This is a genomic window from Methylicorpusculum oleiharenae, from assembly GCF_009828925.2.
Taxonomy (GTDB): domain Bacteria; phylum Pseudomonadota; class Gammaproteobacteria; order Methylococcales; family Methylomonadaceae; genus Methylicorpusculum; species Methylicorpusculum oleiharenae.
Genome location: NZ_WUTY02000001.1, coordinates 5,158,717 through 5,173,554 on the forward strand (window position 1 = coordinate 5,158,717; position 14,838 = coordinate 5,173,554).

The following is a 14,838-nucleotide window of genomic DNA, read 5'->3' on the forward strand; positions in this document are numbered from 1 at the left end:
TGGGGTTTAGTGCGAAGCGGCTTGTTTCATCATCTGGATGAAACGATCGAACAAAAATTCCACATCTTGAGGTCCCGGACTGGCTTCAGGATGCCCCTGAAAACCAAAAGCAGGACAATCAGTGCGTTCTATGCCTTGTAAACTGCCGTCGAAAAGCGATCTGAAAGTGGGTTTTAAATGCTCAGGAAGACTGGCCTCATCAACCGCAAAGCCATGGTTTTGACTGCTGATCATAACCTTGCCCGTCGCTAATTCCTGCACCGGATGATTGGCGCCGTGATGACCAAATTTCATTTTTTCGGTTTGTGCGCCGCTGGCCAGTGCCAGTAACTGATGCCCCAAACAAATACCGAATACTGGTACTTTCCGGTCAAGAATGATTTTGATGGCTTCAATTGCATAAGTGCAGGGCTCCGGATCGCCCGGACCGTTTGATAAAAACACACCATCCGGCTTCATTGCCAATACTTCGGCAGCTGTGGTTTGAGCGGGCACAACCGTAACACGGCAACCCCGGTTGACCAGCAAGCGCAAGATATTGCGCTTGATACCGAAATCGTAAGCCACCACATGGTAAGGCAGATCGCTGCGTTGGCTGTAACCGGATTCAAGCGCCCAGATATCTTCCAGCCATTCATAAGATTGATCGACACTCACGACCTTGGCCAAATCCATGCCTTTTAATCCTGGAAACTGACTGATTGCCTGCTTTGCCGCATCTTCATCAACGGTCTCTCCGGCGATGATACAGCCATTTTGAGCCCCTTTGTCGCGCAGCAAGCGGGTTAACTTGCGGGTATCAATATCGGCAATGGCAACAACATTATTATCGATTAAATAACGTTGTAATGTTTTTTCACTTCGCCAGTTACTGGCCAATAAAGGTAAATCCCTGATCACCAGGCCACCGGCGAATACTTGAGCAGACTCGTTGTCTTCGGCATTGGTGCCCACATTACCTACATGCGGATACGTCAATGTCACTATTTGCCTTGCATATGACGGATCGCTCAGAATTTCCTGATAACCCGTTAACGATGTATTAAAAACTACTTCTCCTGTTGAGCAACCATCAATACCAATGGATGCCCCCTTAAAGACAGTCCCGTCCTCCAATACCAGTAATGCAGGATTACTCAAAATCAGTCACCTCAAATGTGCAAAACGGGATGAGCCAATCGGCACATCCCGTTTGAAAATATAAAAATCTGTCAAATTTTACGAGATTATCCGTATAAATTCATTAACAATTTTCGTCTGACATGCTTATAGGCTGTAATTTAAGTAAACAATGTATCTGAAAACCTTTGATTTAAAGCACCCGTGACCAAACAAACCCTCTCGCTGAAGCAGCGTACTCACTGCTTAAGAAGCACAGTGAGGAAAACTCGGGTTTTATAATCTGCCGAAAGTGGGATTCGTTAAGGTACAGCGGCTTCAACAGCGCGCTGGCCCAGTTGAAGTCGGTTTGAAAGAACGGCGATTCAGCTGATATCGGCATATCAACACGGACTGTTAATCAGGCAAACATTGATCGCCTTTGCAAAGGTTGATTTCAATCGTCATGTGATCCAGCTTGTGAAATTTACTCAATAATTTCTTGTAGTAACTCGGTGATTTGGGATAGCGCGTCACGATAGCCATAATCATCGCATAATGCCCCGAACTCATCCTCCAGATATGAAGATCGGTCACCCGATTGCCTGCTTTTCTTTCTATCGCTTCTATGACTTTTCTTTTGTAGGCGTCATCAATACTTTCATCGACCAGGACAGGTCCTGTCTCTTTAATCAACGAATACGCCCAAACCAGAATTACGGCCGCTCCGACAAGGCCCATCAAAGGATCCAGACCGACCCAGCCGTAATATTTCCCGGCAACCAGGGCGATGATTGCGAGAATCGAGGTTAAAGCGTCCGCTAAAACATGCAGATAAGCAGCTTTTAAATTGTGGTCATGATGATGGTGAACTTTGCCGGGCTTGTGATCGTGATCCGACTCATGATCATGCCCGTGATGATCGTGATCATCCTTCAACAAAATGGCGGAAATCACATTGATTAACAAGCCGAACGATGCAACCAGGATAGCTTCGTCAAAACGGATATCAAAAGGATCCAAAAATCGCTGAATGGACTCGATCATCATAATGACGGCAACTACAGCGAGCGCGATGGAACTGGCAAATCCGCCTAATACGCCGACCTTGGCAGGACTAAAGGCAAATGTTTGATCATGCGCATGAATACGGCTGTACCGGTAGGCAAATATGGTGATCATGAAAGCCGCAACATGCGTCCCCATATGCCAGCCGTCTGCCAATAAAGCCATAGAATTAAAGCTGAGCCCGGCTGCAATTTCCACCATCATGGTTAAGGCAGTCAAGACCAGCACAAGCCGGGTTCGTCTTTCTCCTTTGGCATTGAAATGTAAAAAATCGTGCTCATGCCGCCAATGACTCAGATTGTGCTTGTGGGAATCCATAGTCGAATTTCTTGGTATCAATACTCAATGTGTTATGCGGGATGATTACCGTGTTAATTAATCGTATTTTAAATACTTAAAGCGAGGATCGTCGGGCGTTCCCTCAAGACTGGAACTCTCCTCTTTTCCAGGTTGCCACATAATCACTTCCTCAATTTTTCTTGCCAATTCAAAATCTTTATTCGTAATGCCTTTTGCTGCATGGTTCATCAGCTTGACGATCACAAACGCATAAGATACGGTCATATCCGGATGATGAAACGCCGCTTCTGCCAAATGTCCTACCGTATTAACCACCATCAGCGTTGATTTCCAGCCGCTGGTTTTATATTTGCGGCGTATCCAGCCGTTTTCCAGATACCAGTGCGGCAATTCATCCTCCAAGCGTTTTTGTGCCTCTTGATCCGAATAAACTTCTTCGTGTTTGCGTTCTCTCCAACTCATCGTAAGCTCCTAAATCCAGTGAATAGAAAAACAACAGGCATGTAAAGCTATCAGCTTTTACTCAAACGGGAAAGTATTTTACTGCTGGTCGTTATCATTGCCGGTCCGGTTTTAACGTATTAGTTCAGTCTGTTGCCCGCTTTTAAAAAAATGCCTTGCAAGTTTTCAACGTATTGGGCAATTTCTATGCTTTTAGAACGGCATCGGCTTTAGCTTTGCTGACGGTAACCTGATAATTACACATGTTACACAGGCCCCTGTCCCATGGAGCACAAGAACTATGACAGACAGACCTTTTCTATTGTTGAGAGGATTGGCCCGGGAGAGCCGCTACTGGGGTGATTTTACCGGGTATCTGGCCAAAACATTTCCAGACCGCCCTATTCTGACCCCCGATATTCCCGGCAATGGCCCGTTCTGGCAACAAACCAGCCCTTCGAGCATTGGGGCCATGACTCAATCACTGCGCAGCCAATTGACCATCGCCGGCCCTATGGACATAATCGGACTCTCCATGGGCGGCATGATCGCGTTGGATTGGATGAACCGGTTTCGGGAAGACATTGCCAGTGGAATACTGATCAATACCAGCGCCAGCCCCTTATCACCGTTTTATCAACGCTTACGCTGGCAAACCTATCCGGCACTCTTCAGACCGGGCCGTCTGGACATTAACCGGCGAGAACAACTGTATCTGAACTTGACATCCCGTCACCATCAACTCGACGCTGATCTATTGAAGCAATGGCAGGCATGGCAACAAGAACACCCCGTTTCTCAAGCCAATACACTGCGTCAACTTAGAGCCGCAGCCTCTTTCAGATGGACCCAACGCACACTTCAACCGGTGTTGATAGCCGCATCCCAAACAGACCAGCTGGTAGACTTCCGCTGCAACACCGCTCTTGCAAGTGCCTTACACTGCGAACTTATCGTTCATCCGACTGCAGGACATGATTTACCTCTGGATGATCCAGGCTGGCTCTGTGATCAAATTAAGCAATGGCTGACGCAGTTGGCTATTGACTTGATTAAGTAATGCTACCAGCCAAGTTATTTGCGCTTCAAGTATCCTTCATCACAACAGATGTATTGCTCAATTTGAGCCGGTATTTTGGCTGTGTTACGAGGCGACTCTACTCAGCCATTATTTTCAGCAACATTTAGACAATAACGCTTGACATGCAGATGTCGTTTTTACGATCAAACACATGGCGCTTTTTCCACAATTCCTGTGGATAACTCTGTGTGTAAACTCAGAATAACGCCCTCAGGACCTTATTTATAAAGGCCATGAGTTAACTTGTCGACTTTTTATACAATAACAATTTACCATTTAATTTCAATTAGTTACAAATTGTCATTAACTTTTTAATACAGCCTGATACTCATGCAATCGTTAAATTTCAATCCATTAATCATTCTGTGCATAAGAACATTCTAAAATTCAGAATCGTCAACCTGTTTTTTTTAGCCTGGACTTTTCGAAGTAAGCGAATAGGCTGTCATAATGCCGGGCATTAAACTGTCATTCATGCAGTTAAACGCGCTAATCGACTCGAACTTTTTTTCAAATCAAACATATGTCAACTTGTCATGCCAATTTTTATATTGCTTTGTTTGTCACTGGGCTACCTCACCCTCAATGAGAATCCTCTGGTTGGCTTTTTGATTCTGCCGGAAACCATTTATATCGGCGCTAGCTTAATGACCTTATCCGGCCTGATTCTACTCATTAAAAAAATCCCGCAAATTGACTGGCATGATATATTTGCCAGTGCCACTGTTTTGGTCTGGTTTGCCGACTGGCATTCAGAATTTCAACACGATGTGCCCATGTTTTACTGGTTCCCTTTCTATATGTCGGTAATGTCTGCTTTTGTATTTTTAGTGTTTATCAATCAAAGGCAGACGATTGACGAGCCAACACTGAGCATCATGCATAAATTTCAACACTATAATCTCTGGGTAACGGGAGTAATCATGGCGCTTTCGATTGGTAGCCTGTTCATGATCGAACATTTTCTGATATTTCCAATCGCCATGACCTTATTTCACTTTAACTATGCGTTTAATCGTTGTTTGGAAAAGTGATGATGCACTGTCTTATGATTTAAAGAGTGAGGCGTAAGCTTTGCGGGGATCTTGGCTGCTGGGATACTGCCGTCAAGCCCCCACGGAGGGGTCTAAGGCGATCCCGGCAAAGCTTACGCCAATCCACAAAGTAACATTAAAAGTTCAAACTGGGAATTGCTGGCTTTTGAATCTCACCTTGAACAGGATTCAAACGATCTATTAAAATGCTGCCCTTTTTAACACGTATCGTTTAATCACTGCGTATCCGAACGCTTAGTCTCCCATTCATCCACCTGTTTTAAACGGGTGTTTATAACTATACAGGAATGAAATAACTTAGCTGCTGATAGTGGATTTTGCCCTGATTCAAGGCCGGTAACCCAGCGCATAGCATGCTATGCGGTTTTTTTAGGGCCACTGAAGAAGCGCTAAAAGCTCCGTCAGTTGAGGAAGTTATGAAATTCAAGTTCCTCAGTCAGGACTCATCCCATGCCAAAAATCGAGCAGCTATTCGAACACATACTGACTCACTATCGGGGAATATTCGCCACTATTTTCCTACTGCCCATTTCGGCCGCTTACAGCGCCTATATCAGCACTCTTAACTGGATTTCTTTTAGACTGAACAGCGCCCCAGCCAAGCATGATGCCAGAGTCGAAGCCGTTATCCGGCAAATCGAAGACTGGAAAAACAGGGGGGCGGAACAAAAACTGTGCACCGCAAGGTCGGGTTGGAAAACCATGAGCGAGCTGGTACCTAAATACAAGCTAACGCATCGGAAAATCGATATTGGAATGTACGATATCCTTGCTATTGACGAACAGCGCGGAATTTTGAGAGTGGAGCCTCTGGCGACCATGGGCCAGATTTCGCGCAGCTTGATATCAAAAGGTTGGACGCTGCCTGTTGTGCCGGAACTGGATAGCTTGACGGTAGGCGGTTTGATTATGGGGTTTGGCGTAGAAACCAGCAGCCATAAATACGGGTTATTTCAGCATATTTGTGAATCTTTTGAAATTGTCACAGCGGAAGGAAAATTGGTCAAATGCAGTCCTTCGGAAAATACTGAACTTTTTTATCAGATTCCATGGAGTCACGGTACTTTGGGCTTTCTGGTGGCCGCCGAGTTGAAAATCATTCCGGTCAAAAAATATATCCGGATTCACTATCAGCCGGTTTATAACCTTGATGATATGGTCAACGTTTTCGAACAAGCCTGCCGCGATACCGACAACAATGATTTTGTGGAAGGTTTGGTTTATAGCCGCGATAAGGCGGTGATTATGACCGGCAAGTTTGCCGATGTTATCGCTGCGGATGGCGCTTTGAATGCCATAGGCCGATGGTATAAACCCTGGTTTTACAAGCATGTCCAAACTTATCTGAAGGATAAAAAAGAAGGTATTGAGTATTTGCCGGTACGGGATTATTTTCATCGTCATACCCGTGGATATTTCTGGGCCATGGAAGAAATCATTTCTTTCGGAAATCATCCTCTGTTCAGGGCATTGCTGGGCTGGGCCTTGCCTCCCCGCATCGAATTACTGAAATACACAGAAACTCAAACCACCCGGCGGCTCAGGGAAAAGCATCATGTGGTTCAGGATATGCTGATGCCGATCCGTTATCTGAAACAATCCATTGACTATTTCGACGAGCACTTCCGGTTATATCCCCTATGGCTTTCACCGATGGCGATTAAAGATAATGGCGGACAGCCTGGTTTTGTCCATCCGTTCAGAACAGCGGAAGGAACCCAAGAAGAGCTCTACGTGGATATCGGTGCTTATGGCACCCCGAGCAAAGAGGGATTCGATAACGCCACAGCACTGCCTTTACTCGAAAAATTTGTCATCGACCATCAGGGTTATCAAGCCTTATATGCGAGAACCTCGATGAGCCGCGAGGATTTCAGAATGATGTTCGACCATACCGGCTATGACCTTTTACGGGGGCGATTGCCTTATTGTCGGCAAGCTTTCGATGAGGTGTATGACAAGGTTTCCTCGAAAGGGAGAGTTTCGCCGGTAGAAATGAGACAGCTGGAAAAGAAAGGTTGTAATTATTCAGCGTAGGTAGGTTTGGGTTGCATGCTTTTGCAACCCAGGTCACAAGGATGGGAAAGTCCAACGCCATCCTTGGGTTCTGGACCCAGGCAATCCATGCCGAGGTGACACCCATATATAAACGTTATGGCCTTGAAATGCAGGGCTGGCTATTGCTAAAAACTCAACTCACCCAAAATCAAGCATGCGCATAAATTTATTTTATACACGCTACGTTTATCCTGTGGCTCATTCAAAACTGGTGTATCGAAAGACTTCGCAAAGCGTAATCCGCTTATCCTTAGCCAAGCCAAGTTCAAGACATACCGGACAACGCATTGATTATTTAAAATAATCCCAAGGATATTCCGGTTTCAAAATAGGATTAAAACCAGCCGGGATAGGAAAAGGTGCGGTAATAAACTCATAAACGCCCACTAATTCACGCGTAACCGTCATTCCCAAGCCTATTGCCATCCCGACAGGAATACCGATAGGACCTTGCGCTTTGGCTTCTTTAACGATGTTGCCCGGTATTTCAAGTACCCCGCAGGTCATGCCGGCCAAACCTCTCGTGAATTTATCTGCGGCGGTGTCTGCTGATGCGGGTGCTGCCATAAAAAACGCGGACGCAGCGATGACTGCTGTGATGTAATGGATTTGTTTTGTCATTGAGACCCCCTGTTAATGCCAAAATTAAAAGAAATGCGGCGAAGTAAATTTCACGCAATTTCTGATAAGGTGCTGTTAGTCTAATTATTGATTTGTAAGCTGCTCAAAATGCATGCGTTTGACCCTGCATCAACTTCATGCACCGCCAATTGTCTGCAAACATGACTTCGTCAGCGTGTCAGTCCCCAGAAAAAATCGCCTCAGTGAATACAGGATTTATTCTGAATTAAAACGATAACACCGTCATAGATGCATGATCATATTGTTTAATCGGCATTTAGACAAGCTGGATCAAACAGCAAAGCTGACGGGACATTAGACTTGTCAATCTTGCAGACTGATCTGTAAGCAAATGAATTGAATTTTTCATTAAAGTTTTTTAATGAGATGCCGATCACATAATCAACGTTGCATTCAATTCAATGGTGTCGTCATGTTTAGTTCTTCATTAAATCCATCTTTTCCAAAATTTGATTTGACCGGATTCGGCCGCCCACACATGCCTCATCATGACCGGGAAAGGCTAATTGATACTGAGCGGAAGCCTGCGTTTTCCGGTGAAAAGCCGTTAAAAGGCGACGAACTGACATTAGGTCAGCTTGCCGACGATATTGAAGAAACCTACATGTCCAGTTTGAAAGGAAGCGACCAACTGGAATCCGGTTCAAGAGGAACCGCGACTGATATGTCATTTCAGGGCATTGCCATGCAATCCGGCCGTTCCGCTCAGATACAAATAGAAACTCAGGAAGGCGATATTGTCACGATCAACTTTAGTCAGTCAGAATCCGCCAGCCGCAGTGCTTTTAATATGTCTCAAGACGATTCAAGCATAAACGGATACGAGGAAAGTTATTCGTTTAGCAGTGACTTCACTATCAGTATTGAGGGTGAGCTAAATGAAGATGAACAAAAATCATTAAAAGAGTTGATGAACAAAATGCATAAAGTCAGTGATGCCTTTTTTAACGGCAACGATAAGGCCGCCATGAAACATGCGATGAAACTTGGCTTTGACAACCAGCAAATTGCCGGATTTTCCATGGATCTGAATCGGCAAAAATCGGTACAGGCTGTGGCCGCTTATCAGCAAACACTGACGCCGGAACAAGCCATCAATACCGATTTACTGACTCAAGCGAGTGATTTTCTGGATAAGGTCAAAACCATGCTGTCCGATGCTCAGCAAAGCCTGCAAGCGATGTCTAAACCTCAGCAGACTTTTAATGACTTGTTTACGGAAATCGGCTTGTTATTAAATAACAATACCGATGAAATGGAAGCCAGCGAGGAAAATCAAATATTTTCAGGTTTGGTTGACAACATCAGTCAAAGTATTTTTGCCGCTGAAATACAACAGAAAGCAGCTTGAACCAAAGTTGATCCGTGCCTGAAGAACAATCGCCGTTAAGAAAATGCGCGATGGACTCCATAGCGTAGGATGGGCAAAACGTTAGCGTGCCCATCAATAACGGTCGGCATTGATGGGCACGTCGTACCTCCTTTGCCCATCCTACTCATTACCGACATTCTCATTATTCAACTCGTTAAAATCTTCATCTAACTAAAAATGAATGTGATCCCAATGCCGGCGCCTATTGTCTTCATTGCGAATATAATGCTACCAAAACCGTCGTTGCCAAGTTCATTATTAAAGCACAGGGGGTATAGCGCAAGCAGTAATGCTGAAGCACTGCAGTGTATCTAGCATTGATGAGTCCTGAACAGCTTAAAAAATTAACAGACTACAGTCCGCCCACGAATTTATAATGACTAAACAATTCATTATGAGAGAAAACAATGGAAATATTATTAATTGGGGCAGTCATTATGATTTTTGCAGTTTTAGCTTCGGCTTGGCTGATGACGTTTGCTAAATGGTTTCCAATCCAAGGCATAGATGGCGTTTTTTTAAAAGACTACAAAACCTTGATCAGGGCTCATGTGGACTTTGTTTTAATGTCATTGTTTTGTCTGGCATTTTATGCGATCAAAATACCTCTACCCGCACTGGCGTGCTGGTGTGTCGTGATTGGCGGAATGACTAATCCCGGGGTATTTGTGATTGCTGCCTTTGATACTAACTTTTGGGATAAACCGGTCTGGAAAGTATACACAGCGCTGAGTTTTGCAATCACGACCATTGGTTTTGTCTGGGTTGGTGCCACAATCCTCGCGTACGCCATTTAATCGACTCCTTGTCAGCTAAAAGTTGCTAATGAATAGATGCAGCTGGGCGTGTGCCTCCGAATTGGAAATGCATTATCACGACCATGAATGGGGAGTCCCTGTTCACGATGATCGTATTTTATTTGAATTTTTAATTTTAGAGGGGGCACAAGCCGGTCTCAGCTGGTCAACCATTCTGAAAAAACGCGACGGCTATCGTGCCGCGTTTGATGATTTTGACGCAGAACAGATTGCCACTTACGACAGCGATAAAGTTGCCGCTCTGCTGGCTAACCCGGCAATCATCCGCAATCGGCTCAAAATAAATTCCGCAATCACCAATGCCCGGGCTTTTTTAGAAGTCCAGGCAAAATACGGGAGTTTTGACCTTTTTATTTGGCAATTTTCCGACGGCAAAACTTTACAAAACCACTGGCAAACTGGTGCTGAAGTTCCGGCTTATACTTCTGTTTCAGACGCAATGAGCAAGACTTTGAAAAAACTGGGGTTTAAATTTGCAGGTACCACGATCTGTTACGCCTTTATGCAGGCGGTGGGTATGGTCAACGACCATACGGTCGATTGTTTCCGGCATGATGCAGTGGAACAGATGGGAAGCTTCTAAACAAGAGAGCCCTAACTCGGCACCTTCGAGCCAGGGCTGTATGTAACTGGGGATATTATTGATTTTGTTTTAAGCGGCCAACACAAAGGCAGCCTTGAGCTTATTCATTGCATTTTTTTCCAGCTGCCTGATTCTTTCTGCCGACACGTTATAGCGTCCGGCCAACTCGTGCAAGGTCGCCTTTTCTTCAGCTAACCAACGGCTGTTAAGAATATCCAGACTGCGTTCATCAAGGTCGGCCATGGCCAGAGACAATTTATCTTCCTTATGATCCTGCCATTCGGCATTTTCCAGTAAAGTCGACGGATCTGCGTTGTGTTGTTCAAGATAACTGATGGGCGCCGAATAGTTTTCGTCGCTGGAATCGTCATGCGGCATATCTAATGCGACATCGTTGCCATCCAAACGCTTTTCCATTTCGTAGACGGTCTTTAAATCAACACCCAAATCTTTAGCTACTGCTTTGGCTTCTTCATTGGAGAGCCAACCCAAACGCTCTTTGGATTTGCGCAGATTGAAAAACAGCTTGCGTTGAGCTTTGGTGGTCGCCACTTTGACGATGCGCCAATTTTTTATCACGAATTCATGAATTTCCGCACGAATCCAGTGCACGGCAAACGAAACCAGTCTGACACCCACATCCGGATCAAAGCGTTTGACCGCTTTCATCAAACCGACATTGCCTTCCTGAATAATATCCGGCAGCGGTAATCCATAGCCGCTATAGCCTCGGGCGACATGAACGACGAATCTCAGATTGTATAAAACGAGCTCACGCGCGGCTTCAAGATCGCCGTTATCTCTGTAACGCAAGGCCAATTCACGCTCATATTCAGGCGTCAATATCGGCATTTGACTAACAGTATTGAGATAAGAATCAAAAGACCCAACGGATAAGTTCGTTGGCAATGTGATTGCTAATGCGTTGCTCATGATTTCCCCTCTAAATTGGTTTGCAAGAATTTTAGCACTCGATATAAATGAGTGCTAATAATTTATTGCAGTAGGCCCGTTTAGAGAAAAAAAGTTCCCGGACGGGTTGTATATCGAACGGAAAAAATCAAATGCGAGACTTTTATCCGGCAACAAATAGGGCTTGCTATTGCAAACCTCATATCGATTTTTTCAGTGCTTGCACCGCAGCACCAACTCGTTGTTTGAACTCGCCAAGGCTGACTTTTAACCAGGCTTTAAAGCGGCTTACCGTGGCGACAATACGTTGGTGAAATTGACTGGCTTTGATGCGGTCAATAAAGTAATCAAGGCGCTCATAGCTGTACTTAAACCAGGCAAACGCCATTAATATCTCTTTGGAAACACGAAACAACCAAAACGTGAAGGCGGCGATAGGCAGCTTGGCAATGTACAAGGCAATGCCGACAATCGGGCTTCCTTGTGCTATGAGACTTAAAGCCAGAATACCCAGACCTTCAACCAGAACAAACAAAACTAAAAATAAAATCAGCAGCGTCAGCGGCTCAAGGCTTTTTACCTTGATTTCTACTACATGTAGCAGTTTGAGGCCGCGCAGATACTGATAAACGGGCTTTGCAACCAGATCCCAAGCCAGCTCCTCAAATATCACATAGAGCAAAATCCAGAATGCCAGAATTAAGTCGCTCAGTTTTTTCAGAACTTTTTTCATGATCTATTTACCGGCTATGGCTTAAAAGATGTAGGTATTTGATTTCAAAGGATGCACGAATACTTCCCTGTAGTTCTCTGCAACATACTTGTTACAGAAGCCTTTTCAATTAACCACTTACACCCTCTATTCCATTTGGGCGAGTAGTTACTATAAAAGAAGCCTTCCTGTTATGAAGTCTTCATTTGCTTCCTGTAAAACGGTATCAATAATGCAGTTTTCAAGAAGCTGCTCAGCATCCACTTCACAAGCAACGCGCATGTAGTTGGGCGAATAGCCGAACACTCTTTTACTGCCATCACCCAAATCCTCACTGTAGCCTTCCCAAAGCACTTGTGTAGTTTTACCCCGATTGGCTGAATAAAACGCCGCTTTCAGCTCGCTGGCCAGACTATGCAATTCCTGACTGCGCAGCTTCTTGACTTCAGTTGGCACTGGATTGGGCAAGGTGGCGGCTTTGGTACCCTCGCGCTTTGAATATGTAAAAATATGTATATGACCGAAACCGGTTTGCCTGATAAATTCGAAACTCTCTTCCCACTCCTGCTCGGTTTCGCCGGGAAACCCTACAATGATATCAGTGGTGATATTAAAATCAGGCACTTGATCTCTTAAACGCTTTACAATTGCGGCAAATTCCTCGGTTTTACAGCGTCTGGCCATTCGCCTCAGGACAGTATCACATCCACTTTGCAGGGGCAGATGCAAATGCGGCATGACCCGTGGATTTTTAAACAGTTCGAAAAATTCTTCAGACAATTCCCAAGGTTCCAGTGAACCTAAACGAAGACGCTGAACGTCAGTTTCCGCCAGAACCGTATTGATCAGCGCAACCAAATCGGTACCGCGATCGTGACCATAGCCACCCAGGTGGACGCCGGTCAAGACAATTTCCTGAATATTTTGGCGCGTCAGATTGTTGATTTCTTCCAGCACATCGGCGATCGGACGACTGCTCTCCTCTCCTCTGGCTACGGTAACGATGCAAAATGTGCAACGATACCGGCAACCGTCCTGTACCTTGATAAACGCACGTTGCCTGCCGCGGGCAAACAGCGACATTTCTCCGGGTTCTGCCGACATCACCGGCATACTGTCCATGTTCAATTCAGCCAGCGTTTTTTCGACCAGCTGGTCTTTGTCCTGATTGCCGATCACCAGATCCACCCCCATCAGTTCTTCCGCTTCTTCACGGTTCAAACTGGCATAACAGCCGCTAACGACCAGTTTTGCTGTGGGATTATCACGGTGGATACGCCGGATCAGATTGCGCGATTTACGCGCAGCATCCTGTGTTACGGCACAGGAATTGATGACGATCAAATCGGCTGCTTCGGCTTGCCGGGTTACTTGATGCCCCGTCTTTTGAAAGCCTTGCGCCCAAGATTCCAGCTCGGCTTCGTTCAAGCGGCAACCCAGTGTTTTGAGATGAACTAACATTATGCAAAAAACCAATAAGCAACAAAAATTGAGGCGACTAAGCCTGCGAAGTCGGCAATTATCCCACAAGCCGCGGCATGACGAATATGTTTGATGCCTACCGCGCCAAAATAAACCGCCAGCACATAAAACGTCGTTTCGGTACTGCCCTGCACGATACAGGACAAGCGACCGGCAAATGAGTCGGCGCCCAGCGTTTGCATGGTATCAATCATCATGGCACGGGAACCGCTGCCACTGAAAGGCTTCATTAAACCGGTAGGCAACGCATCGACGAAACGATCATCCAAAGCCCATAAGCGCACAACAAATTTTACGCCATCCGCTATCCATTCCAGTGCCCCGCTGGCACGAAATACGCCAATAGCCACCAGCATGGCCACCAGATAAGGAATAATGCCTACTGCAATTTGAAACCCTTCTTTGGCCCCTTCAATAAAAGTGCTGTAGACATCGACTCGCCGGTAAACCGCACCGGCAATAAACGCGATGATTAAAGAAAATACCGTCACGTTGCTGAGCAATGCCGATTGGGCCAGCATTTGCGCCTGCTCAAGCCGGAAAAAATAGGCTGACAGCAACCCCACAAACACGGTAAAGCCACCCAGATAAGCCAAAATGACTTTATCGAATATATTAATTTTCTGAATCGCGGCAACTGCTAAAAACCCTATCAAGGTTGAAAAATAGGTCGCGATCAGAATAGGGATGAACACATCGGTAGGATTGGCCGCGCCGAGTTGAGCGCGGTAGGTGAAAATGGTGACCGGAAACAAGGTCACGGCAGAGGTGTTGATCACCAAAAAAATGATTTGCGCATTGCTTGCCGTATCGGGATTAGGGTTTAACGTTTGCAATTCGTGCATGGCTTTGATGCCCAACGGCGTCGCGGCATTATCAAGCCCCAGGGCATTAGCCGAAAGATTCATGATCATCGCACCCAATGCCGGATGGTTATCCGGTATTTCGGGCATCAGCTTTCGAAACAGCGGCGTCAGACCCTGGGTGATTAATTTTATAAAGCCGCTCTGCTCCCCTATCTTCATGATGCCTAACCACAAGGTAAGCACTCCGGTGAGCCCTAACGCAATTTCGAATGCCGCTTTGGACTGACTGAACAATGACGCCATGATGGCAGCGAAAACAGTGTCATCGCCACCCATATAAAACCGAACCAACGCGGCAATAAAAGAAATGAAAAAAAAACTAACCCAGATAAGGTTAAGCACTGCGCTTA

Annotated in this window: 14 protein-coding genes; 6 read left to right on the top strand and 8 right to left on the bottom strand. The window is 45.6% G+C overall.

What is annotated here, in order from left to right; genetic code table 11:
• Positions 1-6 precede the first annotated feature (6 nt).
• The 3 genes from carA to GO003_RS23015 form a co-directional block, all read right to left on the bottom strand.
• Complete coding sequence (gene carA / locus GO003_RS23005; RefSeq protein ID WP_159658247.1) at positions 7-1,140, bottom strand: glutamine-hydrolyzing carbamoyl-phosphate synthase small subunit; 1,134 nt, start codon at positions 1,138-1,140, stop codon at positions 7-9.
• A 375-nt stretch (positions 1,141-1,515) separates the two neighbouring features.
• Positions 1,516-2,484: a CDF family Co(II)/Ni(II) efflux transporter DmeF gene (dmeF, locus tag GO003_RS23010; RefSeq protein WP_159658246.1), complete on the bottom strand. Its 969-nt coding sequence runs from the start codon at positions 2,482-2,484 to the stop codon at positions 1,516-1,518.
• A 57-nt stretch (positions 2,485-2,541) separates the two neighbouring features.
• Positions 2,542-2,928 (bottom strand): 4a-hydroxytetrahydrobiopterin dehydratase, encoded by a 387-nt coding sequence (locus GO003_RS23015; RefSeq protein ID WP_159658245.1) that lies wholly within the window; start codon positions 2,926-2,928, stop codon positions 2,542-2,544.
• 280 nt (positions 2,929-3,208) lie between these two features.
• Here GO003_RS23015 and GO003_RS23020 point away from each other — a divergent pair, with 280 nt between their 5' ends.
• From GO003_RS23020 to GO003_RS23030, 3 genes are all read left to right on the top strand, one after another.
• Positions 3,209-3,967 (top strand): alpha/beta fold hydrolase, encoded by a 759-nt coding sequence (locus tag GO003_RS23020; RefSeq protein WP_159658244.1) that lies wholly within the window; start codon positions 3,209-3,211, stop codon positions 3,965-3,967.
• 557 nt (positions 3,968-4,524) lie between these two features.
• Positions 4,525-5,022, top strand: a complete 498-nt coding sequence (locus tag GO003_RS23025; RefSeq protein ID WP_159658243.1) for a hypothetical protein — start codon at positions 4,525-4,527, stop codon at positions 5,020-5,022.
• A gap of 471 nt (positions 5,023-5,493) precedes the next feature.
• A complete protein-coding gene (locus tag GO003_RS23030) occupies positions 5,494-7,080 on the top strand; it encodes an FAD-binding oxidoreductase (protein ID WP_159658242.1) in 1,587 nt (528 codons plus the stop codon).
• A gap of 312 nt (positions 7,081-7,392) precedes the next feature.
• Here GO003_RS23030 and GO003_RS23035 read toward each other — a convergent pair whose 3' ends face one another.
• Complete coding sequence (locus GO003_RS23035) at positions 7,393-7,722, bottom strand: exosortase system-associated protein, TIGR04073 family (RefSeq protein ID WP_159658241.1); 330 nt, start codon at positions 7,720-7,722, stop codon at positions 7,393-7,395.
• Positions 7,723-8,155: 433 nt separating this feature from the next.
• Between GO003_RS23035 and GO003_RS23040 the strand changes: the two genes are divergently transcribed.
• The 3 genes from GO003_RS23040 to GO003_RS23050 all read left to right on the top strand — a co-directional run bounded on the left by GO003_RS23040 (position 8,156) and on the right by GO003_RS23050 (position 10,516).
• Entirely contained in the window at positions 8,156-9,094 is a 939-nt protein-coding gene (locus GO003_RS23040) for a hypothetical protein (protein WP_159658240.1), read from the top strand.
• 428 nt (positions 9,095-9,522) lie between these two features.
• On the top strand, positions 9,523-9,912 hold the full coding sequence (locus tag GO003_RS23045) for a hypothetical protein (protein ID WP_159658239.1): 390 nt from the start codon (positions 9,523-9,525) through the stop codon (positions 9,910-9,912).
• Positions 9,913-9,940: 28 nt separating this feature from the next.
• Complete coding sequence (locus GO003_RS23050) at positions 9,941-10,516, top strand: DNA-3-methyladenine glycosylase I (protein ID WP_159658238.1); 576 nt, start codon at positions 9,941-9,943, stop codon at positions 10,514-10,516.
• A 69-nt stretch (positions 10,517-10,585) separates the two neighbouring features.
• On the opposite strand, the gene rpoH is transcribed toward GO003_RS23050, so the two are convergent.
• The 4 genes from rpoH to GO003_RS23070 form a co-directional block, all read right to left on the bottom strand.
• Positions 10,586-11,449, bottom strand: coding sequence for an RNA polymerase sigma factor RpoH (gene rpoH / locus GO003_RS23055; RefSeq protein WP_159658237.1), 864 nt, complete (start codon positions 11,447-11,449; stop codon positions 10,586-10,588).
• 178 nt (positions 11,450-11,627) lie between these two features.
• Positions 11,628-12,161, bottom strand: coding sequence for a hypothetical protein (locus GO003_RS23060; protein ID WP_159658236.1), 534 nt, complete (start codon positions 12,159-12,161; stop codon positions 11,628-11,630).
• Positions 12,162-12,311: 150 nt separating this feature from the next.
• Entirely contained in the window at positions 12,312-13,601 is a 1,290-nt protein-coding gene (mtaB, locus tag GO003_RS23065) for a tRNA (N(6)-L-threonylcarbamoyladenosine(37)-C(2))-methylthiotransferase MtaB (protein WP_159658235.1), read from the bottom strand.
• Entirely contained in the window at positions 13,601-14,830 is a 1,230-nt protein-coding gene (locus tag GO003_RS23070; RefSeq protein WP_159658234.1) for a nucleoside recognition domain-containing protein, read from the bottom strand. Before GO003_RS23070 ends, mtaB begins: the two co-directional genes overlap by 1 nt.
• Positions 14,831-14,838 lie beyond the last annotated feature (8 nt).

What these genes read in the sequence shown, in the direction of transcription:
- GO003_RS23050 (WP_159658238.1), top strand. Translation starts at nt 9,941, where the DNA reads ATGAATAGATGCAGCTGGGCGTGTGCCTCCGAATTGGAAATGCATTAT.
- GO003_RS23020 (WP_159658244.1), top strand. Translation starts at nt 3,209, where the DNA reads ATGACAGACAGACCTTTTCTATTGTTGAGAGGATTGGCCCGGGAGAGC.
- GO003_RS23035 (WP_159658241.1), bottom strand. Translation starts at nt 7,722, where the DNA reads ATGACAAAACAAATCCATTACATCACAGCAGTCATCGCTGCGTCCGCG.
- rpoH (WP_159658237.1), bottom strand. Translation starts at nt 11,449, where the DNA reads ATGAGCAACGCATTAGCAATCACATTGCCAACGAACTTATCCGTTGGG.
- GO003_RS23060 (WP_159658236.1), bottom strand. Translation starts at nt 12,161, where the DNA reads ATGAAAAAAGTTCTGAAAAAACTGAGCGACTTAATTCTGGCATTCTGG.
- GO003_RS23040 (WP_159658240.1), top strand. Translation starts at nt 8,156, where the DNA reads ATGTTTAGTTCTTCATTAAATCCATCTTTTCCAAAATTTGATTTGACC.
- mtaB (WP_159658235.1), bottom strand. Translation starts at nt 13,601, where the DNA reads ATGTTAGTTCATCTCAAAACACTGGGTTGCCGCTTGAACGAAGCCGAG.
- GO003_RS23045 (WP_159658239.1), top strand. Translation starts at nt 9,523, where the DNA reads ATGGAAATATTATTAATTGGGGCAGTCATTATGATTTTTGCAGTTTTA.
- dmeF (WP_159658246.1), bottom strand. Translation starts at nt 2,484, where the DNA reads ATGGATTCCCACAAGCACAATCTGAGTCATTGGCGGCATGAGCACGAT.
- GO003_RS23015 (WP_159658245.1), bottom strand. Translation starts at nt 2,928, where the DNA reads ATGAGTTGGAGAGAACGCAAACACGAAGAAGTTTATTCGGATCAAGAG.
- GO003_RS23025 (WP_159658243.1), top strand. Translation starts at nt 4,525, where the DNA reads ATGCCAATTTTTATATTGCTTTGTTTGTCACTGGGCTACCTCACCCTC.
- GO003_RS23030 (WP_159658242.1), top strand. Translation starts at nt 5,494, where the DNA reads ATGCCAAAAATCGAGCAGCTATTCGAACACATACTGACTCACTATCGG.